The sequence below is a fragment of the candidate division WOR-3 bacterium genome, from assembly GCA_016934535.1.
In the GTDB taxonomy this organism is placed as follows: Bacteria; SDB-A; SDB-A; order SDB-A; family SDB-A; genus JAFGIG01.
In genome coordinates this window covers 12,134-38,403 of record JAFGSQ010000057.1, presented here as the reverse complement: position 1 = coordinate 38,403, position 26,270 = coordinate 12,134, and the positions used below count along the sequence as shown (strand labels likewise).

Below are 26,270 nucleotides of genomic sequence, written 5' to 3'. Positions count from 1 at the left end.
TTCAAAAATATAAATTTAACAATTGATAATGCGTATCATAAATCTTCATTCTTAACAGATTAGATATAATCTTTCATCATGCCCACTAGATGTATTACATTATTACGATAACCATGCATTGAATTTTCATTTTCGTGATATAAAAATATTTTTGATTAATATCTGTTTTCTCCTCTTATAACGATTTTAATTTCAGAAAATAATGTATAGAATACTATTGATCTATTCGGATAAAAAAAATGGCAGGACCAACTACTTTTTCAAATTTATTCCAATCATTAGCTAATTTAGCGTATTATGTGATAAACAAACAGAGTATATTATATATGAAAAGTTAAAATACAGAGGGAAATATGCCGAAGAAAAAATCAACGGGCAAACCGATAGAACAATACGATCACAGGGACAAGAAACGGGCGAACATTCCTCCCGTTGGTCTTGTGACGCCGAATACAGACCCGGACAAAGGCGAAAAGAAAAAATACCAATATGATCCTCATCTTGACCCACAACTACAATGGGCGGGAAAAGCAGAACACACAAGTTTTGAAGTGCCTACGGTAAGTCTTCATGTCCACGAACGCATTGATCCCAAGACAATAATTGACACAGTTACAAAAGAGCACGATGACGGCGGTCAGTTGAGTCTCTTTGCCGAGAAAAAACCGCTCCGTGAAGCCATAGACTTTTATAAACACAAAGAGGGCTGGACGAACAGGTTAATTGCAGGCGACAGCCTTCTTGTAATGAACTCACTGCTCGAAAAAGAAGGCATGGCTGGTAAAGTCCAGACCGTATATTTTGACCCTCCCTACGGAATCAAATACGGCAGTAATTTCCAACCCTTTGTCAACAAGCGGGATGTGAAAGACGGCAAGGACGACGATTTGTCCGCTGAACCGGAAATGATAAAAGCATTCAGGGACACATGGGAGTTGGGGATTCATTCGTATCTGACATATCTACGGGACAGACTTTTTCTAGTAAAAGAATTACTCCATGAAAGCGGTAGTGTTTTTGTCCAGATAAGCGATGAAAATGTTCATCATATCAGGGAGATAATGGATGAGGTGTTTGGAGTTGAGAATTTTATAAAAGAAATTATATTTACAAAAACAAGATCTCTTGTTTCTTCAAAATATTTAACGAATATTACAGACTATCTGATATGGTATTCAAAGAATAAATCAAACACTAAATTTACTAATCTATACGAATTAAGAATAGACGATGAACTTGCAAGTCATTACGAAGATATTGAAGGAAATATTTATTCAAAAACAGAAGGATATAAAATACTTAATGAATTTCCCAACAAAAAAATAAAACCATTCATGTCAGATAACCTAATTCGAAGTTCTAATCCAGAATTTGAAGTTGAATTTAATGGAAAAAAATATAAAGGAGGTTATAGAACTAACCTAGAAGGAATGATAAATTTAATAAAAAATAAAAGAATATTTGCAACAACAAATCAATTAAGATACAAATTTTTTCTTGATGACTTTCCTGCTTCACCTCTAAATTCATTATGGTCAGATACCATAGGAGCAACAAATAAAGTTTATATAGTTCAGACTAATGAAAAAATTATCCAACGCTGCCTCCTCATGTCTTCTGATCCAGGAGACCTTGTCCTCGACATCACTTGTGGCTCTGGGACTATGGCTTATGTAGCAGAGCAGTGGGGCCGCCGCTGGATAACCTGTGATACTTCAAGGGTTGCTATAACTCTTGCAAAACAGCGTCTCATGACCGCCGATTTCGATTATTACGAGCTTGCGCACCCCAAAGAAGGCGTGGGAAGCGGATTCTTGTATAAAACCGTTCCGCACATCACATTGAAAAGCATCGCCAACAATGAACCTCCGGCGACAGAGGCATTGTATGACCAGCCGTTTATAGATACAAAAAAGACCCGCATTACAGGTCCTTTCACGGTGGAAGCAGTTCCCGCTCCTTATGCAAAAAGTTTTGACGACCTTGACAAAACCCAGCAGGTTTCAAATGTAGCGGAAAACACTGCCGCTTATACAGCAGTCGCGCGTTCAGGCGAAACTCTTCGACAGGCCGAGTGGCGGGATGAACTTCTGCGCACCGGCGTCCGCGCCAAAGGCGGAAAAATGATCCATTTTGTAAGGGTTGAACCGCTGGGTGGGACTAAATTCATACAGGCGGAAGCCGAAACCAAGGAAGAAAAGCCTAAAAAGGTTTTGGTGGTTTTCGGCCCCGAACACGCGCCCCTTGAACAGCGAACCGTTGAAAACGCATGGCAGGAATCCAGAACACTGAGACCTGATATTTTGCTGTTCTGCGCTTTTCAGTTCGATGAAGAAGCGGCAAAAGACATAGACGAACTCACCCCCGAGAAGGCGGGTATGCAGTTGCTAAAAGCACAGATGAACGCCGATCTTTTGACCGATGATCTGCGGAAAAAACGAAGCAGTAATGAAAGTTTTTGGCTTGTGGGCCAACCCGACATAAAAATCCACAGACAGAAAGGGCGAGGTAAAAAAATACAGGTCGAAGTCATGGGTTTTGACTATTACAATCCCATAACAGGCAACATCGAAAGCGGCGGCAAGAAAAATATTGCCATGTGGATGCTCGACACTGATTACGACGGCCGTTCTCTTTTCCCGGCGCAGGTCTTTTTCCCGATGGCAGGCAGTGGCGACGGCTGGGACAAGCTCGCAAAAAACCTGAAAGCGGAAATTGACGAAGAAAAAATCGAGGCGTTTGCCGGAACAACCTCATTGATGTTTGAACCGGGTCAATCCATTGCAGTAAAAATAATTGACGACCGGGGAATCGAAAGCCTCAGAGTCATCAAGATGTAAGAGGTGATTATGTATATAAGCAGAATAAAGCTCAACAACTGGAAGAATTTTACGGATGTGGATATTTCACTCGCCGAAAGGACTTTTATAGTCGGACCGAATGCTTCGGGAAAATCCAACCTTCTCGATGTCTTCAGATTTTTACGCGATGTTGCGCGTGAAGGAGGCGGGCTTCAGGAAGCTGTGAAACTACGCGGAGGACTTTCAAAAATCAGGTGTCTTTCAGCTCATGGAAGTAAATCCGATGTAAAAATCGAGATCGAGATAAATGATTCGGGTAAAAATAACCTGACATGGAAATATGCTCTTGGTCTAACACAAAGAGGAGGAGGGGCTGTCGGTGAAACAAAAGCTGTCATACGGCATGAGAGAGTATGGAACAGTGAAAAACAACTATTGGACAGACCCGATGAAAAAAAAGACGGAAAAGACGAGGAATTGTTGCAATACACACACCTTGAACAACCAACGGCAAATTCAAAATTCCGCGAACTTGCTGATTTTTTTAAAACTATAGATTATCAGCATATAATTCCGCAAATCATCAGGAACCCTCAGTCATTTCAAAAAACAAGCAATTCGGAAGAGTTTTACGGAAGAGACTTGTTTGAAAAAATGAGTAAAATGAATAAAAAAGTCAGAGATTCACAATTGAAAAAAATTGAAAAAGCTCTGAAAACGGCTGTTCCCAATTTGAAAAATTTATCTCTCGAAAAAGACAAAATGGGAGTACCTCATCTTCAGGCAATATATGAACATTGGCGACCTCGGGGAGCAAAACAGAATGAAGAACAGTTTTCTGACGGGACGCTTCGAATTATCGGGCTTTTATACTCAATGCTAAACGGCACCCAACCGTTGTTACTTGAAGAACCTGAATTGTCTCTTCATACAGGTGTCGTAAATAAACTCGCCGAATTGATACATTTCATGCAAAAAAGAAAAACAGTAAAACGGCAGGTCATATTGAGCACACACAGTTATGATTTGCTCAACAACAAAGGTATTTCTGCTGAAGAAATCATTATTCTCAGACCCGGTTCAGAAGGAACTACCGCCTCTAATGCTTTAAATATCGAAGACATCAAAATTTTGCTCGAATCGGGTCTTTCGCCGGCTGAAGTCGTCCTACCAATAACTGAAGCGCCTGGAATCGATCAATTAAATCTATCATTTTGAGACCTGCTAATGACACTATTCATTGTTTGTGAAGACCAGTTGAGTGAAACGGTCATGCGGAGAATGATTTCAAATTGTTTCTCATCTAATTTTCTTAATATCGTTGCGCTTAGCAAGCGTGGACGAAGCTACATACAGGGTAAAATAAACGGCTTCAACAATCAAAATAAATTACATTTTTTTATCCTCGCAGACTTAAACTCCGACGAATGCGCTCCCTGTTTGATTGATAAATGGGTAAACAGGTCATTGAAACAAAACATACTATTAAGAATCGCAGTCCGGGAGATCGAATCTTGGCTTCTCGCCGATACAAAAGGTTTTTCTGAATTTTCAAAACTTGATCATTCTTTTATAAAAAAAGAAGTCAATTCACCAGATGATATACCTGATCCGAAAGGAAAGCTGATATCGATGGTTGATCGCAGTAAAAGCAGGGATTTGAAAAGCGATATAGTGCGAAAAGAAAAATCTTCCTACAAACAGGGACCTGGATACAATTCACGATTGGCAGATTACGTGAACAATTACTGGAAAATCGAAAGAGCCGCTGAATTGTCCGATAGCTTCAAAAGGGCAGTTAATTCCCTTTCTAAATTCACCAAAGGTTTCGGAAATGGAAAGTATTGACAGACTAATAATTAACAGCCCATACAAGGAACCATCACAGCACTGGTTCTACGACAGGGAAAACAGAAATTTTTATATAAAAGAAGGACGCAGACCAGCAGGTTATGTCATGGCGACACCCAATTCTATGGCTTTTGACGATCCGGGAATTTTTATTGAAATCGAACTTGTAAACAAAATCAGACCCCGTGTAAAGGAATGGCGCGAAAAAGGCTATCCCAGCGCAACCGGCATTACAAAGAGACTTCTCCAGCATTGGACGGACCCGGAAGAGAGAAAAGAACGCCGATTATTCTTCTGCCAGTTAGAGGCCATTGAAACGCTGATATGGCTCACAGAAGCGCCTGCCAGCGAAAGGGTCGGCATAGATATTAAAGGCGACGGCAGCGCTTTTGAAAGATGGTGCAGTAAAATGGCCACTGGGTCAGGCAAGACGATTATAATGGCCATGATAATTGCATGGAACTTTCTCAACAAAGTCACAAATTCAATGGACGCCCGTTTCAGCAAAAACGCTCTTGTCATTGCGCCAGGTCTCACAGTTAAGAGCCGACTGCAGGTGTTACAACCCACGCATCCGGAAAATTACTATGAAGAATTCAATTTAGTCCCCCACAGCCTCATGGACAAACTCAGACAGGGAAAAGTTGTCATACACAACTGGCACACACTTGCATGGGACTCTCAGGAAAAAATTGACGCAAAAGTTGAAAAAGGACAGATACGCTCCGTTGACAAAAGAAAGCGGATAGAAATAAGCGGCGAAGCATACATAAAACAAGTTCTCGGAGAAATGGCCGGTGCAAGAAACCTTATAGTAATCAATGACGAAGCGCACCACGCATGGCGGTTAAATCCTGAAGCTCAGGGAAAATACCAAAGGTTGGGTTCCGACAGAGACAGCGCTGAAGAGGCGACGATCTGGGTCGGTGGGCTTGACCGCATTCACGAACAGCGCGGGATTCTCCGCTGTTTTGACATGTCTGCAACGCCATTTGCTCCCTCCGGTAAGCAGGCGGCCGAAGAAGCACTGTTTTCATGGATTGTGTCCGATTTCGGGCTAAACGACGCCATCGAATCAGGGATTGTCAAGACACCGAGAGTCGTAATTCGCGACGACAGTGAAAGGACAAAAGAATTAAAATCGAGACTGTATCATATCTATGCCGACGAAGAAGTGAGAGATGACATAAACCGCAGAGCCGATGAAACCGAACCTTTGCCCGATTTGATAATCAACGCCTATTATCTTCTCGGAAGGGACTGGCTCGAGACAAAAAAAGAATGGGAAAAAACAGGTCACAAAGTTCCACCAGTCATGATAACGGTGGCAAACAGAACCGAAACTTCGGCAAGGTTAAAATTCGCTTTTGACCACAAGCAGGTACTCATACCTGAACTATGCGAACCTGAAAAAATTCTTCAAATAGACAGCAAGGTGCTCGAAAGCGCCGAATCTGAAACAGAAGCGATAGAAATTGATATAGATAATGAAATTGAAGATGAAGAAAACGAACCAAAACTCACCAATAAACAACGCGCGGAACTTCTGAGGTTGAAAGTCGACACTGTCGGACGTGAAGGTCACCCCGGTGAACAGATTCAGAATGTAATATCAGTCGGAATGCTCTCCGAGGGATGGGATGCAAAAACCGTAACCCATATTATGGGTTTACGCGCTTTTTCAAGTCAGCTGCTTTGTGAACAGGTTGTCGGGCGAGGCCTCCGCCGGGTATCGTACGACATTGGTGACGACAGCTTTTATGAACCCGAATATGTCAACATATTCGGCGTGCCTTTTACTTTTCTGCCGCATGAAGGCGGAGAAGGTCCGCCGCCGCCACCCCCTCTCCCCAAAACGAAAATCGAACCGGTTGTCGAAAAAATCCGGCACGAAATTATCTGGCCGAACATTTTACGCATTGACCATGTATATAGACCACGTTTAAACCTCGATTTGGACAAAGTAAAAGTCCTTGAAATAGACCCCTATGAATCCATCACCGAAGCGGAACTTGCAGCCATTATTGCAGGAAAACCCAACCACAAGGTCAAGACCGCCATAGGCCTTGAAAAAATAGCAGAGGACACCCGCGTCCAGACAATAGTCTTCAGGATTGCCTCTACAATATACAATTCAGAGAAAAAACCGGACTGGAAAGGCAGTAAAGAAGTCTTCTTGGCTCAGGTCGTCAGAATTGTGGAACAATTCATTGATTCAGATAAAATCAGAGTGAAACATGACCTGTTCAGCCAAGATGATGTAAAAAGGAAAATTCTAATAATCCTCAATATGAATAAAATAATCCAGCACATCTGGTCGGAAATACGAACGGAAAACACGATGGAGCTGACTCCGGTTTTTGATGTTGAAAAACCCATACGCTCAACTTCAGACGTCAGGACATGGTACACAAGCAAACCCTGTGAATGGACCGAAAAATCACACATTAACCACTGCGTTTATGACAGCTCCTGGGAAGCGAATGAAGCATACAGTCTTGATAAATCCGAACTCGTTGATTCTTTCGTAAAGAATGACCATCTGGGTTTTGTCATACTTTACAATTACAACGGAATCATTCGAAAATACTACCCCGATTTTATAATACGCCTGAAAAACGGCCATTATTTGATCCTCGAAACCAAGGGTCAGGACAACCAGCAAAATCAGGTCAAGCGGGAATTTTTAGACGAATGGGTAAATGCTGTCAATGAACACGGCGGTTTCGGAAAATGGCACTGGGAGGTGTCATTTCATCCAAGTGACGTTGTTGAAAAACTTTTATTACATTAAGTGTTGAGTCCCGACAACCGAGAGATGACAAACAGAACATACTTTTACGAGGTTGAAAAAAGGGAAATACGCCATGAATATTGCCCGGTCGACAATTCTAAATGGTCGTCATAAATTGAGCCCAAAATGGTCTTTTGAAATTGAGCCGCTTTATTGGACTTGAAACGCCTCCCTATTGCCAGAGTTTACGGGAGGTGGTAGGCAGAAAATGTTTGTTCGGCGATGTTACGAACGGGAAAATGGCGTTGAATGAATACGGAAAAATCGTTGAAAATGAATGGATAAAAACGCCCGAAATGCGGCCAAATATCGAATCTTGTGAATTCGTTGTAATGCCGAACCATTTTCATGGGATTATTGTTATTACCGACGATGGTAGGGGCACGATGTATCGTGCCCCTATTGTAGGTTTGTCCGCTGTCCGCGGCGCTGAATAGGAATTTTGCGCTTAAATATATCGGCCGCGAGGATATAATACCGCTTACCGAAATCGCGGCAAAGATTACCGGTTTGAATCAAGTGATGGGTCCGGATATTTGACATTTTTTGGCCTAAAAATTTCGTTTGCTTTGTAATAAAAACAGAACATAATCTCTTGCGGGCATTGCCTAAAAAACTCTTAAAGGAGGAAGAATGAAATTTTACACAGTGTTCTTCGTCTTGTTTCTGACCATTTATTTAACTTCTTTGATCTCCCAATCTCCTGACTGGGGCAACGATGTCAGGATATCTTTGGGCAGAATTACCTGTTTCGACTGCGATTATCTCTGTGACGGCACGATGTTCGCTGTTGTTCAGAAAGACACAGTGGTCATGTCACCCGACAGCTACCCTGTCATCATCTACAGGTCGACAAATCACGGTGGAAGCTGGCATGTTTTTGACACCATACAATCTTTGGGCAAATATGAAAGAATGAAAGTTATAGCCAGCGAACTAGGAGACGACTACCTCTTTATTTTCTTTTTCAATGTCGGCGGACTTTTCAACAGACTCTGTCTTCACAGATACAATCTAACTGCTCACGCCCTTCAGTCAAATGAGCTGGTGTACGCATACGCATGGCCTAACAGTTTTGACGTCGCACAATACGACCACAACGGCGATTCGACTCTCTCGGCTATCTTCTGGAGCGAAGATTCCCGACTTTATTTTTACCGAAGCAACGACAGAGGCGTATCGTGGCACGGTACTTACCTGATAGATGCACACGGAAAAGCTTTCGACTCCGATGTGTCTATTTGCCAAAGTCCGAGAAACGAACTCTACTTGTCCTGGGCGGCAAGCGTTCAGTCGCCTCTGAGAGATTCGATAAATATCTACGGATGGATTTTCGGTTCGGAATACGGCAATCCGATTGGAGACTCTTTTGAAATTGCGGACAGGAATCTCGCGTGCGTCCAGCCCCGAATAGCATGTTCGAACGACCCGAACAATCCGGCGATCTGGTGCGCTTACACCTACGAATACAATCCCGGTCAAAACGACCTTGACGTTTATGTAGCTTCGGTAAAACACCCGGACAGCACAATATATCCCTGGACACAGACTACAATCGCAAGCTCGATATACATGGAATCGGGAGCGGACATCAGATTTTACAAGTCCTACGGCAACATGTACGTCAACATGTCTTATCTTTTTCACGATTTGTCGAACGACTCGACAAAGATTTTCTGGGGATGGGCGGCGGGATCAAATCACGGGACATGGTCATTTCAATCAGCTTTCATAAACAATCATCCCTGTCATTACATACCTGACGGAACTAATCCAAAAATTTGCTACTCTCCTGGCGCAGGGGCTTCCGGCAGCGCAGTGATCTACACCGGTTATCTTCGTTTTGACCTTTGGATAGACGCACCTTGGACTCTCGGAATCGAAGAGACAACGAACCAGGAGCTTCCGGTTCTTTCACAAATATACCCTTCCATAATAAAACCTTCTGAACCTCTTTATCTGATTTTACCGTTTGATTGTTCTTTTGAAGCTTCGATTTATGACATTTCAGGCAGATCGATTTTTAAATCAGGCACCGTGACAGGATCAAAAGGCATAAACACTATCAACGCAAACAATATTCGTTCGGGAGTTTATTTCATCGAAATTAAGTTTCCAGGAGTTGGCAATTCGATGGAAAGAAAAAGAATCACGGTTTTATAGAAAATATTTTCAGCGCTCTCACGACAACTCGTCTAAAGTTCTGATGACGAAATCTGCGTGTTTTTTCCTTTCGGGAATTAGATGCGGCCATCTTTTTTCGACGTATCCGGTTATCATTACGGTTTCGAGCCCCGCGTTTTTAGCTCCCGGAAGCTCGTCACTCCCTCCGTCGCCGACAAAAAAACTGTCCCTCGCTTTGACCCCGAGTTTTTCAAGGCAAATGCAATATATCTCTTTTTCCGGCTTCATGCAGCCTACACGGCACGAAAAAACGGGCGCGTCGAACAATTCTTTCAGCGGAGAATTGTCCCATCCGGATATCTCTATGACGTCAGCGTTGCTAATCAGGCCCAATAATTTTCCCTCTTTTTTCATTTTCTCAAGTGACATCAGAGAAATTTCCGGGACTTTCAGCAAAGCTCTTTCAAAGCGCTCCGTTCTGTTTTTTAGTGCCAAAAGTATTAATTCGTCTTCAATCGAAGGTTTTAGAGCGCGAATCATTTTTTCCATAATATTGTACGGATTTTTCTCTATCCCTTTGAGTTTTTCATCTACGTCGGAAAAAATCCGATCCTCCCACTCTTCCCTCGTCACTCCGATTATCTCGTGTGTTTGAGGGACATCATCGGCCAGACCGTCGAGAGTGATGAGAGTGTGAAAAAGGTCGAATATGACGGCTTTTTTGCGTGAATACATGCTTTTCAGTTTCCCGTTCACCTGAATTACTTTCCTTTCAAAAACATTTTTTTAGTTGTATAATCCACGGAATTACCTCTGAAATTATGGAAAATAAGAATAGCATAACTTCTGTTGACCTTACAACAGGATCTATTTTACCTCAGCTTGTCAAACTGGCACTGCCCGTTATCGGCACGTCTTTGATCCATCTGGCATACAGTATCACCGACATGATATGGATAGGGAGATTGAGCAGTGAAGCCGTCGCCGCCGTCGGAACTGCGGGATTTTTGGTCTGGCTCGGCATGTCTTTCATAATTGTATCCAAAGTCGGGGCAGAAATTTGCGTCGCGCAGTCAATAGGTAAAAACGACCCTGATTCAGCCGTAAAATTCGCCAGAAACGCCGTCCACATAAATTTGATAATGTCGGTTCTTTTCGGATGCTTCATATTTCTGTTCAGAAAAAGTTTCGTCGCTTTTTACGGTTTCGACAACGCTTCCGTCGTCACTATGGCCGTAGATTACGCGGGGATTATCTCTCTTGGAGCGGTTTTCATGTTTATAAATCCGGTTCTTTCCGGGATTTTCAACGGCACAGGGAACAGCCGAATTCCCTTTATCATCAATTCAGCCGGTATAACGGCAAACATAATTTTTGACCCGCTCTTTATTTTCGGCCCCGGCTTCTTTCCGAAAATGGGAGTGGCAGGCGCGGCGTGGGCTACTATCGGTTCCCAGGCGCTCGTTACTTTTATTTTTATAACATACATGAGCGTAAAAAAAATCCCTTTCAAAAAATTTAATTTTTTCAGCAAGATGTCTACCCCTCACATATCCCGGATTTTAAAATTCGGCACACCCGTCGCTGTTCAGTCCATGTCATTTACTGTCATCGCCATTTTTCTAGCGAGAGTCATAGCCAGATACGGAGCCCTGCCTATCGCGGCTCAGAAAATCGGCATCCAGGTGGAAGGAATTTCTTACATGACCGCGAGCGGATTTTCCACGGCTCTCTGCGCCTTTACCGGCCAGAATTTCGGAGCGGGAAAATGGGCCAGAATAGTCAAGGGATTCACTGCGTCTTTCTTTCTTATGATCGTGCTCGGTTTTGTGGCTTTTTCAGTCCTCTTCTTCCTGCCTTTGCAGATAATGTCTTTCTTCGTAAAAGACGCCGAGACGATTTCACACGGAATCTCGTATTTGAGAATTCTTTCTCTATCCCAGATTTTCATGTGCTTTGAGATAATCTCAGCCGGCGCTTTCAACGGACTCGGAAAAACAGTGCCTCCTTCACTGGTTTCGATTATTTTCACCGGTATGCGCGTACCGGCGGCTTACTTTCTCGCAGGCACTTTTCTCGGAATTGACGGGGTTTGGTGGAGCATCAGCATCAGCAGTGTATTCAAAGGCGTGATACTGATGACATGGTTCTTTATTTTGATATCGCGACATCCGGATATAAGAAAAAGGGATTTTTTTCCGTCACTCGTTTACAGATGGAACGTCAGATTTTTCAGGGATAAACCGCAGATATAATCGCCGTTACTCCTGCTTTTCACTCTTTATAAGTTCTTCATATATCGGAAGAAGTCTTTTTCTTGCTTCATCGCAGTATTGTTTATACGGCATTGTGTCTTCCAAAGTATCTAGCGGTTCCAAAATCAGATACTCCCATGCAGGATTTATCTCTTTAAGGGTGAATCCCTGAGAATACCTGTAATGAAGCTCGACCCTGTTTCCCGTGTCGAGCAACGCGTAAAACTTGTCCGCCAAAGGATTTCTAACACAGCCGTGGCTTCCCTGCCTTCCGAGCCGCCACCATGTTCCGGACAACGGGGCATGAGTTCCGTTGACAGTCCCGTAAACTTCCTGAAATCCAAGCCAATATCTCATCGGCGCTCTGTCCAGGACAAAATAAGCTACCGGGCTTTTCGAAAAAATCCTGCAATGCTCAGCTCTCGTCCAGTTTTCTTTCCCCGTTGAAACCACCGTCCAATATCTCGGTCTCGCCCCTTCCCACAAAACAGCGCATTGTATGTCCCAATCACAGAATACTTCGAGCCATCTCTCGGAATACAGCGTCAGCGCAAACGTCTCCTCCCTGCCCCCGCGCCTGACGATTATTTTCATAGGAGAATAATCAACACCCGTAAACGGTATTTCGAATTTTCCCCCGTTGTGATCGAAAGAATAGAAAAATGAATCTCCCCCGGCATGGATAACCACTTCTGTTCCGCCTGATGTATGGATAGCTGAAATATCGAGTATATCTTTCGCGAGTGAAGGTTTGACATAAAAAACAGCATAACTCGGAACCGTGCATTGCGGGTGAGGATATATGAATTCCGATTCAATTATGTCTCCGCCGAAAAAGAGAATTTGCTTAAAAGAGAGCTCTGTTTCGGCTATCGGGATTCTGATGTCCGGATTTTTAACTGAAAGCTTAGCCGAGTAATTACACGATACGACGGCTAATAAAAACAGCTCCAATAGGACGAACAAAGCTCCCGTGAGAAGAACTTTAATTCTGGCGCTCATGCCTGACGGCGTATTAAATTGATTTGCGGACTTTTCCGGCTTTGATACAGGCGGTGCAGACCATTTTTTTCGAAGACGTTCCTTTCTCACTCAAAACGCTTATCTTCTGAAGATTGGGAAGAAATCTTCTTTTGGTCCTGTTGTTGGCATGACTGACATTGTTACCAACGCCGGGTCTTTTTCCGCATATTTCACATTTATATGACATATTTTCTCCTGCAGTTATACTTTAAATTTTTCTGATTTTTTCACAGAGAAGTTACATTGTCAAGTTTTTTAATTTTTTCTTAGTTCGTACTTTTTTATTTTTTCCAGAAGAGATCTGTAACTTATGCCGAGTATTTTTGCGGCTTCTGTCCTTTTCCAACCTGCGCTTTCGAGAGCTCTTTTTATGACGTCTTTTTCTCTGTCCATTTTTGCCCTGTGAATTTCAGTTTCTCTCTTTCTGTCCGGTAAATAAATTTTTTCAGGATCGATAGTCGTGTCCCCCGAAAGTATCATTGCCCTTTCGATGACGTTGGCAAGTTCTCTGACGTTTCCGGGCCAGTTGTGAGACGCCAGTTTATCTAAAATGTCTTTGCCGATTTCAGGATTAAAATCTTTGTCAATCTTCAGAGATATCCTTTTTACGAGCTGTCTTGCAATATCTTCTATGTCGTCCGGTCTGTCCCTCAGAGGCGGTATTTCTATAGGGAATACAGCCAATCTGTAAAAAAGGTCCTCTCTGAATTTGCCCTTCTCGATCTCTTCTTCGAGCTTTTTGTTTGTCGCTGAAATTATTCTGACGTCGACATCTATAGATGACGCACTGCCGAGTCTTTGGATTTTTTTCGTCTCGAGGATTCTGAGTATCTTGGCCTGCGCTTCTTCGGACAGGTCTCCGATTTCGTCCAAAAAAACCGTCCCTCCGCCGGCGGATTCGAATTTTCCCTGTCTTGTTTTGCCTATGCCTGTGAAGGCTCCGGATTCAGCGCCAAAAAGCTCGCTTTCAACCAATTCTCTGGGCAAAGCGGCGCAATTGACGGGGATGAAAGGAAATTTCGCTCTCTTGCTGTTCCCGTGAATGTATTTTGCCACGACCTCTTTCCCTGAACCTGTTTCGCCTGACAGAAGTACCGTGCTGTCCATTTTTGCGACGTTTTTAGCGAGATCGAGGACTTTCAGCCAAAGTTTCGAATTTCCAGCCGGTTCGAATGAGTCTTCGGAATATTTCGCGGAACTTTCGGCCAGAGCAAGCTCTCTTTTAATTATACCTAAAAGCTCATAAGGTTCGAACGGTTTGGTTACAAAATCCTTTGCTCCTTTTTTCATTGCGCTGACGGCTACGGGAATATCGCCGTAAGCACTCATCATTATCGTAATTACTGATTTTCCGCATTCCGTTATATGATCCAGCAGATCCAGCCCGCTTCCGTCTGGAAGTCTGACATCTATCACGGCTGTAACAGGAGAATTCTTCTCAATCAGAATTTTTGCGGTGCTTATGTCCTCGGCTTCAAACACCTGGTAACCGGCTTCACAAAGAATATTTTTCAGGGCTATCCTGAGATTTTTTTTGTCTTCGACTATCAGGACATCACTCATCTCCGCTCCAGGTCATGGTCACTTTCAGCCCTCCTTCGAAATTTCTGATTTCGAGAGAGCCGCCGTGCATCTGAATTATCTTTTCGACTATGGCCAAGCCCAGTCCCACCCCTTCCTTTTTTGAAGTATAGAACGGCGCTTTTACCTTTTCAAGCTGATCGTCTTTTATTCCTCCTGCTTTATCAGTGACTTCGATTCTCTGCCAACTGTCTATCTTGTCAGTGGTTACAAGGATTTCTGCCTGGTTCGGTTCAGAGGCTTCTATTGAGTTTTGCAGGACATTTATGAGAGCTCTTCTAATCAGGTCTTTGTCGCCGACAAAAAGATTGTGCCTGAAATCCGCCTTGAAATTCCATTTGTAGTACTTTTTGATTTCTTCCGTCATTTCTTTGACGTCGAATTCGGCGAAAGACTTGTCTTTTTTTTGAGCCAACTGAGAAAAATTTTCAACTATTCCGACGAGGGATTTTGTCTCCTCGAGCAGCATTTTCGCGTTCTCATCGTTCTGCTTCTGATAGATAGCCGATGCCAGAGCGAGAAGAACTCCTGCCGAATTCCTGAATTCGTGGGAGACACCCGCTGATATCTCGGAAAGAGAAAGCATTTTTTCCCTTGTCATAAACATTCTTTCCAGGAGTACGGTTTCGGTCATGTCGTAAAATACTGCGACGGCTCCGATAATCTGTTCTGCTTCCAGTACAGGAGAGACAAATACGTCTATTATCCTTCCGTTGAGGTCAATTCTTTTTCTCTCAGGTTTTTTTCTTTCCAGACAATCGAATATAATTGTTGTAATATCCGGAGACAAAGATGAATTTCGGAGTTTTCCGTTGAGCTCTCTCTTTTCTATACCCACGATATTGAAAAGTTCCTGATTGCACTGGATGACATTCGCGTCAGCGTCAACGTCAATAATGCCGGCTTTCAGGCTCTGAAGGACTGCTCCGCTTCTCAGAGTCATATTTCTGACCCTTGTTTTTTCTATCGAATACATGTTCTCGAGTTCACTTTTCTTTTCCTCGAGGTCTTTTATTATCGCTTTCATATTTTCTATCAGATTTTCCGGTTCCGGTTTGGCTCCAGTCAGCTCTCCCATAATTCTAAGGGGTTTCATGACGTTCTCATCAGTGAATAAAACAATGGCGGCAAATGAAATCAGCACAGTTACTGCGAGAGCGGCTATAATCAGGTTTTTGTAGAGGTTTATAGTTCCGAAATCCTCTGTGCTCCTGCCGACGTAAACTCTGTTCCCGCTTGGTAAAAGAAAATTAGAAAACATGGCGTTTTTGATTTCTGATGAAGCGCTGTCCGTGGAAACATAATCGAAATAAGGCCTCATGAACGTGTAGTCGTCGGATTCCGTATTTTCAAGATAATTTTCGAGTAACTCGGTTTCAGCATCCAGTGACAGAGATATGGTTTCTCTCGCCAAGGCCAGCGAACGGTCTATGAGGATTACGGAAGCGACACACGTCAGGGCAAGGCCGGACGTAATTACTATAAAGAAAAACCTTATGCCCGAAGCATATTTCACTTTTTTACTGTCTTTTTCAATTCATCCGCTATATCGGTTACTTCCCACGGGAAGCCTTCGTTTTCCCTCCCGAAATGACCGTAAACAGCCGTTTTCCTGTAGATAGGGCTTTTCAAACCGAATCTGCTTATTATCCCCCGCGGTGACATATCGACTAGTCCCATCAGCGCTTCAGATATTTTCCCTTCATGAGCCTTGCCGGTTCCAAAAGTTTCGACGAAAAGGGAAACAGGATCGGGTACTCCTATTGCGTAAGCTATCTGTATCTCGCATTTTTCGGCCAGACCTGCGGCCACTACGTTTTTCGCCAGATAACGTGCCATATAAGCACCGCTTCTGTCAACTTTCGTCGGATCTTTTCCCGAAAAAGCGCCTCCTCCGTGTCTTGAATACCCCCCGTAAGTGTCTACCATGAGCTTTCTGCCTGTCAGACCGGAATCAGCCGCCGGGCCTCCGCTGACGAATCTGCCTGTCGGATTAATTAAAATTTTCGTGTCTCCATCGATCAATTCCCCGGGCAAAGCTTTAAATATTATCTCGTTTTTTATCACCTCGTTCAATTTCTGATGTTTCACCTCGGGGCAATGTTGGGAACTGACAAGAACCACCGAAACTCTTTTCGGCACGCCGCTTTCGTATTCAACTGTTACCTGCGATTTTCCGTCCGGCCGGAGAAGGCATTCGTTCGTAGATCTTCTGAATTCGGCGAGTCTCTTTGTCAGCTTGTGAGCAAGCATTATAGGCAGAGGCATCAACTCCGCGGTCTCACTGCAGGCAAAGCCGAACATCATCCCCTGATCTCCCGCGCCTCCAATATCAACGCCCTGTGCTATGTCTCCGGTCTGGTCGTGGAGAGAGGAAATCACAGCACAAGACTCGTAATCGAAACCAAATTTAGGATCGTCGTATCCCGCGTCTCTCACAACTTCTCTGGCAATGTTCTGGATTTCGACGTAGGCGCCGGTTGTCATTTCTCCGACCACCATTATCAGGCCTGTTGTAGCGAGTGTTTCGCATGCCACTCTGCTTTCTGGATCCTGATCCAGAGCGGAGTCAACAATTGCGTCGGAAATCTGATCGCACAGTTTATCCGGATGCCCTTCAGTAACGGACTCGGAAGTAAAATAGTATTTATCCATTTTTTCCTCTCTTTATCCAAAAGTTACAAGTTGATTTCGGAATAGCCGACGGCGTTTATTTTTTTGAAAGAACCAATTATTCTGGCGTTCTCTCCTATGATTGAATCTTCTATCACCGCGTTTTTAAGCAAAGCATTCTTTCCGACTATCGAGTTTCTTACAACGCAGTTGGTCACAGAACAATTCTCTGCGAGATCTACGTTAGGACCTATCACAGAATTTTCAATAACAGCTCGGTCAGAAACAAAAACAGGATCAATGACGGCGGATCCGGGAACCGAGTATTTCCAGGCCATTTCTTTAAGCAGATAGGCCTGAGTTGAAAACAGAGTCTCCGGTTTTCCGCAGTCGAGCCATTTTTCAATACCGAAAGTTGTAATTCTGCCGCCTCTGTTAATCATTTCCTGAAGAGCGTCGGTCAACTGTATTTCTCCCGATGTTTTTTTGCCCTCTTTTACGATTGAAGCGAGGGCTTCGAACAGCAGGTGAAATTCCCGTATACGGTATATTCCAACAATCGCCAGATTGGAAGGAGGATTTTGAGGTTTTTCGACGAGATTTCTCACCGCTCCGTCGTCAGACATTTCGACAACTCCGAAACGCCTTGGGTCTCCGACCTGGGCTACTCCTATGGAATTATCCGCCGATCTGAGAATTTTTTCGAAGTCGAACCTGAAAATCGTGTCGCCGAGAATAATCAGAGTGTCGTCATCGCTGTCACCTGTTATATATACGGCATGTCCCAAGCCAAGCATATCATCCTGTAAAACGAATCTGATTTTCATGGATGAGTAGCTTTCCGAAAGATAGCGGATAATAGCGTCGCTTTTATATCCGACTACCACGACCACTTCACGGGGGCTCATTTTCACGACCATATCCATTATATGGCCGATCATAGGTTTTCCAGCCAATCTCATCATTACTTTGGGTTCGACAAAAGTGTGCGGTTGAAGTCTTTTTCCAATCCCTGCGGCCGGTATTATTATTCTCACTGCTTTATTTCTCCGCCAAGCAAAGATTTTAATCTGTCTATCGCCGTAATCGGCAGAGGATCTATTTCGAGAGTCTCCGCGAGATAAGCGCTGTATAAATCACCGAAAGCGAGAGCCTCCATGTATGATGAAAAATAATCGTTACCGGTGAATAATATTTCGAAAGATTTGAAATTTTCAGAGCTCTCTTTCATCAATTCAGACGTTGCGGTTCTCCTTTTGCAGCTTCCCGGCTTGTCCAGGCATACCTGAACTAGATAAATAAAAACCGCATCTCTTGGCGCTCCTCCGACGACGAAATTGTGATTCATTTCGGGTAGCCAAAGGGCTTCGGCCGTCTTTTTCGCGTTTTCGTTTATCTGGCAAACCCATCTCGTCGAAGCGCTTTTTATCTTTTCCGATGAAACGGCGTAGATTTCAGCTCCGGCAGTATTCTGAGCCAGTTCTTTCATTTCTTCTTTTCTTTCAGAAAGAAGGCGCTCGACCGCAGAGGCGGCGTCAAGAATCATTTTTTCCATCGAAGGTAAAGCGCCGGATTTTTCGCAAAGCGCCGCGGCTATACCTATCATTTCAGGCAGATTTGCCCTCGGGGCTCTTCCGGACTGCATTTTGACGCTCAATAAACTTTTGTTTTTGGATTCGGTACCGAGCTTTCCTCCAGAAAACATAGGGAGCACCATGGCTTTTTTCGCAATTGCTTTTTCGAAAGACTCGAGAGTTTCTTCGGTGTTTCCGGAATAACTCACGGGTATGAAAAGAGTTTTTCCGCAAATCCAATCGGGAACCCCGTATCCTCCTCCCGAAAAGACAGGCTTTATTCCTATTTCATTCGCCACGTCAGAAAATATTCTCCCGACTATTCCGGAACCTCCCATCCCCCAAAAAACAACCGGGTCCGATTCCGGGACAGGCAAACTTTCCGCTTTTTTGTAACCGGAGACTAAATCATCAGGCCATCCAAGAATCCAGTCACGCATAGTCCTGCTACCCTGAAAGTCCAACCTTCACCGTCCTTTTTACGTATTTTCTCACTATTTCCGACGAATCCATTTTGAGAACTTCAGCCGAAACGGATTCTAGATCTTTTTTGTTCCAATGCCTTATGTGGTGTTTGAGTTCCGCTACTTTTGAAGGGGACACGCTAAGGTTGTTAAGGCCGAAACCTATGAATACCGCTGCGGCGAAAGGATCTCCCGCAGACTCGCCGCAGACGCTTATCTCTTTGCCGGCTTTTAAAGCTGTGTCTATGGCAGTTTTGACGGTTTTCAGAACAGCCGGATGCATGTGATCCCAGATGTAGGCGACCTGAGGATTGTCTCTGTCCACGGCGAGAATGTATTGAGTAAGGTCGTTTGTGCCTATCGAAAAAAAATCCACGATAGGAATGAATTTATCCATCATCAATATCGAAGCTGGTGTTTCTAGCATCATGCCCACTTTAGGTTTTTTCGAAGGAGCCTCTTTTCCGAGATCTTCCATTGCTTCGAGAATTTTCTTTTCAAAGTCAGTCACTTCTTCGACGAGTGACACCATGGGGAGCATAATTTTTACAGGTCCGTATGCTGAAGCCCTCAAAATTGCCTTCAATTGAGGGAACATGAGCTCTTTGCAGTGATCGTGCATCAGTCTGATGCCTCTGTAACCGAGTGCAGGATTGGTTTCGTCTTTCCATATTTTCCTGTGACTTTCGAGGTAAAACGGGATTTTGTCGGCTCCGAGATCGATCGTCCTGAATATGACCGGCAACCCGTTCATCTCGGATACTACGCTTTTGTATATCTTGAACTGCTCGGTGTATGACGGAAGATAATGAGGATTGTCCAAAAAGACAAATTCTGTTCTGTAAAGCCCTATACCTTCCGCTCCTGAAGCGACGGCGTATGGAACTTCAGACGTCACCTCGATATTCGCCATGACTTTTACTTTGAAACCGTCTTTTGTTTCTGCTTTTTTTCGGGATTTCTGAAGTATGATGGTGTGGTATTTTCCATTCCAGACCTTGAGTCTGTTATAGGCTTTTAACCTGAATTCCGAGGGATTGAGGACTATTTTCCCGCACCCTCCCTCCATTCCGACTACATCTCCGTTCTGAGCGTGCTCAGTGATCTTTTTAGCGTTGATTATAACCGGAACTCCGAGACTTTCTGAAAGTATTACGGCGTGAGAAGTCTTGCCCCCGAATTCCGTGATAATGCCGGCGACTTTACTGTTGAAAAGATATGATATCATCGAAGGCGCCAGGATATCGCAAATAAAAACGAACGGATCGTCTTCAGGAAGAATTGCCAGGTGAATCGCTCCTTTGTCTGAAAGTCCGGAACAAATAAGATTTCCCACGTCTTTTATGTCCTCGAAAGTCTGTTTGAGTTTTTTTGCCAGTTCATCAGTTACTATCCAAACAGCATCGCACGCAGAAAAATGCTTTTCCTTAATCAGGTTTTTTATGGCTCCGATGTAAGATTCGTCTCCGAGAAGAAACGATTGGAATTCAAAGATTCCAAGATGATAATTGCTGGTTCTGCCAATGAGTCTCGATCTGTGTAGGTCTAATGCAGCCTTTGCCTGGGAAACCGCCCGCGACAACCTGGCAATTTCGGAACCGACTTGACTGATTTCAATTTTGGTTTTCAAAGATAACTCGTCCTGCTTTTTCAGGACTCTGTAGACGTTGGACACGCCTATAGCCACGCCGGAACTTACAGGAACACCTTTAATTATTTTTTCTTTTTTTTGTGTCACTTCAATCCTCGTCAAAACCTTTCGAAAAAACTTCTTCGATTTCCTTCATGCAGTTTTCTTCGTCCTCTCCGCTGGTTTCCACTGTTAATTCCGTGCCTTTCGGAGCGGCCAGCATCATGACATCGAGCACGCTTTTACCATTGACCTTCAAACCGTCTTTTTCAAAAAACACTTCGCACTCATAGCCGTTGGCTATCTTTACCAGCATGGCGGCAGGTCTTGCGTGTATGCCAAGCTTGTTTATCACTTTTATGTTCTTTCTCATCAGGTCAATAACCCGCCATCCTTCCGGCTGAAAAACATAACATCCTGGACCTGAACTTCAACGCCGACCTTTTCACCCGCTTTTTTACATACGGGAACAAATAATTTTGCAACGAGTTTCAAATCTTTTCCCGAAAGATATATCAGTGTTTCGGAGCCCATTCTCTCGATAAGTTCGATTTCCATCTGTCCACCTGATCTGCAATCCTCCGATATAATGATTTTCTCGGGTCTAACTCCTATTACAACTTCTGAATAATCAAAACTGCCGCCAAATCCTTTCAGAAGCCCCGGGATGCCGCTTACGAAGGGAAAACCGTCTCTTCCTTCTTCGAAATGTTCAATGAAATTCATAGAAGGAGTGCCTATGAATTCTGCAACAAACCTTTTTGACGGGTTTTCGTACAGTTCCATGGGTGCTCCCGTCTGAAGAATTTTACCGCCTTCTCCAGCTTTTTTATCAGCCTTCATAACTGCTATTCTGTCACCCATTGTCATAGCTTCGGTCTGATCGTGAGTCACATAAAGCATAGTCACGCCAAGTTTCATGTGAAGCTTTGTAATTTCGCTTCTCATCTGAATCCTCAGTTTTGCGTCCAGGTTTGAAAGCGGTTCGTCAAAAAGAAAAAGCTTTGGATGTCTGACTATGGCTCTTCCGAGGGCGACCCTCTGCCTTTCGCCTCCTGAAATCTCTTTCGGGTATCTGTCCATAAGTTGGCCGATCTCCAGCAATTCCGAAGCCTCAAAGACTCTTCTCTCTATCTCGGCTTTCGAATACTTTCTCATTTTAAGCGCGAATGAAAGGTTGTCTCTGACTTTCATATGCGGATACAGCGCGTAATTCTGAAAGACCATGGCGATGTCTCTTTCTGCCGGTTCCTTGTCGTTTATTTTCTTGCCGTCGAGAAAAATCTCGCCGGAACTCGGTGTTTCAAGCCCGGCGATTATCCTCAGTAATGTAGATTTTCCGCATCCTGAAGGACCTACAAGGACCATTAGTTCACCTTTCTCGGCGTCAAGACAAACAGGCTCCAATGCCCTTGTCCCTGAAAAAAACTTGCTGACGTTTTTCAGTGACAAATAAGGCATTGCGCGAATTGAATAAAGATCAAATTTTCAGTCGTTATTCTTTTCTTCCTCTTTCCCGCTCTTCTCATCTTCATCTTTTGTCTCTTCCTCATTCTTGTCTTCTTCGTCCTCCATGTCTTCATCTTCATCGTCTATGGACCATTTTTTCTTTGTCTCCAAAAGATTTCTGTCGTCCTTAATCTTTACGAGTACAACATAGATCAAAGTCTGACCGGCACTGAAGATAGACAATTTGAGCGACAGTATTGAAAGCATGACAAGATAAAGAAGAACCGCGAGAATTATGCCGCCAATCATGGGGCCTATACCCGGCAGCGATGAAACCGTCCACACCTGAACGGATCCGGGGAATATTTTCGCGAAGAGATTGTATATTTGAGTGGGAATCATTGGAGGAATAGAAGGAAGCATGCTTCTTGCGAAGTTCCAGGTTTGGTACCACCATGCTTGTCCGGAGGGTATGTCCATGGCGGTTTTGAACAAAAATAATGTGTACTTTATCGCGATTGAATAGATAAACACACCGGCAGTCATAATGCCGCCCACTAATAACTGCCAGATCACAAACCTCCAGGTCTGCTCATTTGCCACACTGAACACTTCAAAGAGAGTGTCAAAACTGTCTCCGTTTGTGACTACTGATATAGTCGGGGATGTATAGACTGAAACTATCCACACCAAAATCAGATAGACTATAAAAAATGCGCCGAGAAAAAGGAACACTGAAAGCAGGCCGACGAGCCATGGTCCGGCAACAGGTATTTTACCCATGAGTCCAAAAAGAGCTCCTACAGCGAACAGGAAAGCGATAAAAACGGCCAGGATTATCGGTGAAAGGAAAGAACTCTTCCAGAGTTTCAGGGAATCCTTGTAAGCCTTGCCGACTTCATAAAACTCGTCACCTCTAAGCTGTTCGAAAGTTATCTTTGAAACTGCGGAAATTGTTATTGACAGAACCAACCATGAAACCAGCGCTCCGACAGCCCATATCAGCCAGGAATACCATGGCAGAGTCAGTCCGAAAGGAATCGGCGCCAGTCTTTGAAAAGTCCATATTCTGCTCAGGGAACCACCGGCTGACATCAGCGAAGCGTACGAGAATACGTTATAAACAACTGTAAGTATGACCAGTCCTATCATGGCGGCAGACATTTTCTTAAAACTGAAACCGAGCCGGCCAGCACGGAAGATATCCTTGTAATTGAAATTCAGTTTTATCACCTTTCCTCCTTCTTAAATATTATCTTCTTTCCATGATGCAGATAATGAATCTTATATTAATTCGGATTTTTTCTCAAGAAAATCGTTTCCTACCCCCACCTGGACTTTTCTGAACCTCGCCGGTGAAGAGCCGTGCGACATTTCCGCCGTTTGTCCCGGTTGACCTTTTCCGCAGTTTCTCACGCCCCAAAGCTTCCACTCTTCCGGTCCGGCGATGCGGTCGCAGGAATTCCAAAATTCGGGCGTCGAGCTCTGATAATTTGCGTTTTTGAGCAACCTGACTTTCTTTCCTTTTTTTATCTCCCACGCCGCTTCAACACCGAACTGAAAATTCAGCCTCATCTGGTCTATAGACCAGCTTTTATTAGTGTCCATCAGTATACCGTCTTCAGTGTCTGAAATGATGTCGTCGAGCGATCCTTTTCCGGGCATGAGGCTTAGATTGGCTATTCTGACAATCGGTATGTTAGAATAACCCTGTGCTCTGTTGCATCCCATGCTTTCAGGCTGGCCTGTCTCAAAGGCGACTTCCCTGTTTGTCATGTATCCGGAAAACACTCCGTTTTTGACTATGTGCCATCTTTTGGCAGGTACGGCATCGTCGTCGAATCTCGCCGTAGAAAGCCCTCCGGGCAGAGTGTTGTCTGCCACGAGATTGACAATTTCTGAACCGTATTTGAAATTTCCAAGCTTTTCCATTGTGGCAAAAGATCTCCCGGCGTAATTTGCTTCATAACCGAGAACCCTGTCCAATTCGGTGGCATGACCCACCGACTCATGTATCTGAAGAACCATCTGTGTTCCTGTCAGAATTATGTCTTTTTTACCGGTGGGACAATTTTCAGCCGTAAGAAGCGCTATCGCATCTTCCCGGACAGTTTCCGCGTTTTCTAGCAGAGCCAGGGAGTTGATGAGTTCATAACCCGCTGACAGATACTGTCCCCTGTGCGTGTTGGGGAAAGTCCTTTCCTGCATATCGTGGTTACCGACTGCTATAGCCTGGTATCCCGATCCGGACCTCAAGTAAATCTGCTCGACGAAGCTTCCTTCGGACGTCGCCAGCCACTGATGCTCCCTCCAGAATTCCATCATACATACGGCCGCCTTTATCTCAGGCTTTTTTCTCAGAATAGAATCAACGGCCATCATCAGGTCGAGTTTTTCCGACAGGGGAACTTTGAAAGGGTCAATTATATACGGCGTCATCCAGAATTCTTCGTATGTTTTCTCTTTGGCGAGGTTTACTTTTCTGTCTCTCACTTTTGCCGAAGATTTGGCTATCTCGACTGCGAGAGCGGCGATTTTGTCCACCGACTCGGGTTTCGCACCTGATGAAGAGGCAAAACCCCACGATCCGTCGCACAGGACTCTTATACCGAATCCTTCAGTCTCCTTGAAATCGAGAGCGGTCGGTTTTCCGTTTCTGATTTCGATCATTTCGGTTTCGTCCATGACAATCCTTATATCGGCGTATTGTGCGCCTTCTTTTTTCGCTTTATCTATTGCTCTGAACGCGAGTTCTTTCATCTTTCCCCCCCTAAAAATCGGTGTTGCTTGAAAAGTGGAAGTCACTGATCTTCAAAGAGGGTGTCACGTATCCGCCCCCGAAAAACCCTCCCGTCAGTTTTTGCTCATCTCCAACCATGTCCACTTGCGAAAAAGCATTGAGCACGCTTTCAGTGAATCTGAAATTTTTGAGCGCTTTAGTTACTTTTCCTTTTTCAATAAGGAACAATCCGTCTCTTGTCATGCCTGTCACGGTCACTTTCATCGGGTCGAGCATATTGGTGTAATGAAATCTCGTCACCAAAATACCTTTTTCCGTCGAGGAAACCATATCTTCAAATCTGGAATCTCCGCTCGACATCACAAGGGCTCTCGGAAACGGACCATGGCTGTTGGGCTGTTGGAGTGAATGTCCCGTCGTTTCGGTTTTTGCAATGGCGGCAGTCTTTCTGTCGTGCACGACGCCTTTTGCAACCCCTTTGTCTATAAAAACCACCTTCTGCGTTGGCAGACCGTCAAAATCAAAAGGGCAGGCCCTGAAAAGTTCATGCCCGACATTATCCGTTATTGTTATTTTATCGCTCATCACTTTTTTGCCGATACTGCCGCTCATGAAAGACCTGTTTTCGACAAAAGAAAGGCCTCCGAAACTGCCCCAGCCGAGGAATGCCAGAAGATCAGCTACCGCGGCAGGTTCCAGGACTACTGTGTAAGCCCCGGGAGGAAGCTGTTCCAGTTTTCTGCTCGCGTCAGCCTTCTCTACGGCGATTTTTACGACCTCTTCTATCGAGACTTTCGAACGGTCGAACGACGAACAGCTCGCCCAACCGGAACCTAAGTCGTTCATCACCGACAGCGAAAGGGAAAAGGCGGTGCGGCTGTGCTCCCTCCACATTCCCTTGTTAGTGGCTATAACAAGCGAAACTTCGCCGTTCCTGAGAAATCCTGCGGCTTGCATTTTCTTTTTCGAAGCTTCACCGACGCACTCACGTATGATATCCGTTCTTTCGGAAGGGTTCATTTCTGCAGTCTTCTTTGCATAAGCAGAATCATCTAACACCTGATCCGATGAATCGATCAGGTGGAGGATATCTTCATCCTCTTTGGAATATTTATTGACTTCAAGAGCTTTTATACGAAGTCTCCTTAAGTTTTCTCCTGAACAGTCGTTGGATGAAACGGTTGAAGTTCTGTTCGACTCTATCACCCTCAGGTCAAGATCCATGCCCTCGTTTTTGACGTTCTGGGTTATCGAGTTGTTCGAAAATCTCGTAGAAGCCATATTGTAATAATTCGCCACGATTTCAGTTTCCGCTCCTTCAGCCCCTCCGAGAAAGTCTTTTATCGTCTTTCTGTCTATCATCTTTCCTCC

At 44.2% G+C, this 26,270-nt stretch carries 21 protein-coding genes; 7 read left to right on the top strand and 14 right to left on the bottom strand.

The annotated features are described in order from the left end of the window. Positions 1-353: 353 nt before the first annotated feature. The 6 genes from JXL83_08735 to JXL83_08710 all read left to right on the top strand — a co-directional run bounded on the left by JXL83_08735 (position 354) and on the right by JXL83_08710 (position 9,609). Positions 354-2,840, top strand: coding sequence for a site-specific DNA-methyltransferase (locus tag JXL83_08735; protein MBN2364203.1), 2,487 nt, complete (start codon positions 354-356; stop codon positions 2,838-2,840). A 9-nt stretch (positions 2,841-2,849) separates the two neighbouring features. Next, a complete protein-coding gene (locus JXL83_08730; GenBank protein MBN2364202.1) occupies positions 2,850-4,019 on the top strand; it encodes an AAA family ATPase in 1,170 nt (389 codons plus the stop codon). 249 nt (positions 4,020-4,268) lie between these two features. Next, entirely contained in the window at positions 4,269-4,649 is a 381-nt protein-coding gene (locus JXL83_08725) for a hypothetical protein (protein ID MBN2364201.1), read from the top strand. Next, positions 4,636-7,446 (top strand): DEAD/DEAH box helicase family protein, encoded by a 2,811-nt coding sequence (locus JXL83_08720; GenBank protein MBN2364200.1) that lies wholly within the window; start codon positions 4,636-4,638, stop codon positions 7,444-7,446. The genes JXL83_08725 and JXL83_08720 overlap by 14 nt, the downstream gene beginning before the upstream one ends. A gap of 140 nt (positions 7,447-7,586) precedes the next feature. Beyond that, on the top strand, positions 7,587-7,883 hold the full coding sequence (locus tag JXL83_08715; protein ID MBN2364199.1) for a hypothetical protein: 297 nt from the start codon (positions 7,587-7,589) through the stop codon (positions 7,881-7,883). Between the two features lie 196 nt (positions 7,884-8,079). Then, positions 8,080-9,609, top strand: coding sequence for a T9SS type A sorting domain-containing protein (locus JXL83_08710; GenBank protein MBN2364198.1), 1,530 nt, complete (start codon positions 8,080-8,082; stop codon positions 9,607-9,609). 18 nt (positions 9,610-9,627) lie between these two features. Here the strand turns inward: JXL83_08710 and JXL83_08705 are convergent, their stop codons facing one another. Then, positions 9,628-10,326, bottom strand: coding sequence for an HAD family hydrolase (locus JXL83_08705; protein ID MBN2364197.1), 699 nt, complete (start codon positions 10,324-10,326; stop codon positions 9,628-9,630). A gap of 65 nt (positions 10,327-10,391) precedes the next feature. On the opposite strand from JXL83_08705, the gene JXL83_08700 reads away from it, so the two are divergent. After that, a complete protein-coding gene (locus JXL83_08700) occupies positions 10,392-11,825 on the top strand; it encodes an MATE family efflux transporter (protein ID MBN2364196.1) in 1,434 nt (477 codons plus the stop codon). A gap of 6 nt (positions 11,826-11,831) precedes the next feature. Here the strand turns inward: JXL83_08700 and JXL83_08695 are convergent, their stop codons facing one another. The 13 genes from JXL83_08695 to JXL83_08635 form a co-directional block, all read right to left on the bottom strand. Then, positions 11,832-12,827, bottom strand: a complete 996-nt coding sequence (locus JXL83_08695) for a L,D-transpeptidase (GenBank protein ID MBN2364195.1) — start codon at positions 12,825-12,827, stop codon at positions 11,832-11,834. Positions 12,828-12,840: 13 nt separating this feature from the next. Next, on the bottom strand, positions 12,841-13,035 hold the full coding sequence (locus JXL83_08690; GenBank protein MBN2364194.1) for a 50S ribosomal protein L28: 195 nt from the start codon (positions 13,033-13,035) through the stop codon (positions 12,841-12,843). 68 nt (positions 13,036-13,103) lie between these two features. Next, a complete protein-coding gene (locus JXL83_08685; GenBank protein MBN2364193.1) occupies positions 13,104-14,411 on the bottom strand; it encodes a sigma-54-dependent Fis family transcriptional regulator in 1,308 nt (435 codons plus the stop codon). Beyond that, entirely contained in the window at positions 14,404-15,945 is a 1,542-nt protein-coding gene (locus tag JXL83_08680; protein ID MBN2364192.1) for a GHKL domain-containing protein, read from the bottom strand. The genes JXL83_08685 and JXL83_08680 overlap by 8 nt, the downstream gene beginning before the upstream one ends. Further along, the gene (locus JXL83_08675; GenBank protein ID MBN2364191.1) at positions 15,942-17,084 is read right to left on the bottom strand and encodes a methionine adenosyltransferase; all 1,143 of its coding nucleotides are present in this window, start codon (positions 17,082-17,084) and stop codon (positions 15,942-15,944) included. The genes JXL83_08680 and JXL83_08675 overlap by 4 nt, the downstream gene beginning before the upstream one ends. Positions 17,085-17,107: 23 nt before the next feature. Further along, complete coding sequence (locus JXL83_08670) at positions 17,108-18,079, bottom strand: NTP transferase domain-containing protein (GenBank protein ID MBN2364190.1); 972 nt, start codon at positions 18,077-18,079, stop codon at positions 17,108-17,110. Continuing rightward, positions 18,076-19,056, bottom strand: coding sequence for a hypothetical protein (locus JXL83_08665; GenBank protein ID MBN2364189.1), 981 nt, complete (start codon positions 19,054-19,056; stop codon positions 18,076-18,078). The genes JXL83_08670 and JXL83_08665 overlap by 4 nt, the downstream gene beginning before the upstream one ends. Positions 19,057-19,063: 7 nt before the next feature. Then, positions 19,064-20,818, bottom strand: coding sequence for a phosphoenolpyruvate--protein phosphotransferase (ptsP, locus tag JXL83_08660; GenBank protein ID MBN2364188.1), 1,755 nt, complete (start codon positions 20,816-20,818; stop codon positions 19,064-19,066). 1 nt (position 20,819) lies between these two features. Beyond that, on the bottom strand, positions 20,820-21,083 hold the full coding sequence (locus JXL83_08655; GenBank protein ID MBN2364187.1) for an HPr family phosphocarrier protein: 264 nt from the start codon (positions 21,081-21,083) through the stop codon (positions 20,820-20,822). Continuing rightward, complete coding sequence (locus JXL83_08650; protein MBN2364186.1) at positions 21,083-22,171, bottom strand: ATP-binding cassette domain-containing protein; 1,089 nt, start codon at positions 22,169-22,171, stop codon at positions 21,083-21,085. The genes JXL83_08655 and JXL83_08650 overlap by 1 nt, the downstream gene beginning before the upstream one ends. Positions 22,172-22,198: 27 nt before the next feature. Next, positions 22,199-23,392, bottom strand: a complete 1,194-nt coding sequence (locus tag JXL83_08645; GenBank protein MBN2364185.1) for a hypothetical protein — start codon at positions 23,390-23,392, stop codon at positions 22,199-22,201. Between the two features lie 51 nt (positions 23,393-23,443). Continuing rightward, positions 23,444-24,919 (bottom strand): TldD/PmbA family protein, encoded by a 1,476-nt coding sequence (locus JXL83_08640; GenBank protein MBN2364184.1) that lies wholly within the window; start codon positions 24,917-24,919, stop codon positions 23,444-23,446. A gap of 10 nt (positions 24,920-24,929) precedes the next feature. After that, positions 24,930-26,261, bottom strand: a complete 1,332-nt coding sequence (locus tag JXL83_08635; GenBank protein ID MBN2364183.1) for a TldD/PmbA family protein — start codon at positions 26,259-26,261, stop codon at positions 24,930-24,932. Between the last annotated feature and the right edge of the window lie 9 nt (positions 26,262-26,270).

What these genes read in the sequence shown, in the direction of transcription:
- JXL83_08655 (MBN2364187.1), bottom strand. Translation starts at nt 21,083, where the DNA reads ATGAGAAAGAACATAAAAGTGATAAACAAGCTTGGCATACACGCAAGA.
- JXL83_08700 (MBN2364196.1), top strand. Translation starts at nt 10,392, where the DNA reads ATGGAAAATAAGAATAGCATAACTTCTGTTGACCTTACAACAGGATCT.
- JXL83_08650 (MBN2364186.1), bottom strand. Translation starts at nt 22,171, where the DNA reads ATGCCTTATTTGTCACTGAAAAACGTCAGCAAGTTTTTTTCAGGGACA.
- JXL83_08720 (MBN2364200.1), top strand. Translation starts at nt 4,636, where the DNA reads ATGGAAAGTATTGACAGACTAATAATTAACAGCCCATACAAGGAACCA.
- JXL83_08690 (MBN2364194.1), bottom strand. Translation starts at nt 13,035, where the DNA reads ATGTCATATAAATGTGAAATATGCGGAAAAAGACCCGGCGTTGGTAAC.
- JXL83_08635 (MBN2364183.1), bottom strand. Translation starts at nt 26,261, where the DNA reads ATGATAGACAGAAAGACGATAAAAGACTTTCTCGGAGGGGCTGAAGGA.
- JXL83_08675 (MBN2364191.1), bottom strand. Translation starts at nt 17,084, where the DNA reads ATGGATAAATACTATTTTACTTCCGAGTCCGTTACTGAAGGGCATCCG.
- JXL83_08640 (MBN2364184.1), bottom strand. Translation starts at nt 24,919, where the DNA reads ATGAAAGAACTCGCGTTCAGAGCAATAGATAAAGCGAAAAAAGAAGGC.
- JXL83_08710 (MBN2364198.1), top strand. Translation starts at nt 8,080, where the DNA reads ATGAAATTTTACACAGTGTTCTTCGTCTTGTTTCTGACCATTTATTTA.
- JXL83_08695 (MBN2364195.1), bottom strand. Translation starts at nt 12,827, where the DNA reads ATGAGCGCCAGAATTAAAGTTCTTCTCACGGGAGCTTTGTTCGTCCTA.
- JXL83_08665 (MBN2364189.1), bottom strand. Translation starts at nt 19,056, where the DNA reads ATGCGTGACTGGATTCTTGGATGGCCTGATGATTTAGTCTCCGGTTAC.
- JXL83_08730 (MBN2364202.1), top strand. Translation starts at nt 2,850, where the DNA reads ATGTATATAAGCAGAATAAAGCTCAACAACTGGAAGAATTTTACGGAT.
- JXL83_08685 (MBN2364193.1), bottom strand. Translation starts at nt 14,411, where the DNA reads ATGAGTGATGTCCTGATAGTCGAAGACAAAAAAAATCTCAGGATAGCC.
- JXL83_08735 (MBN2364203.1), top strand. Translation starts at nt 354, where the DNA reads ATGCCGAAGAAAAAATCAACGGGCAAACCGATAGAACAATACGATCAC.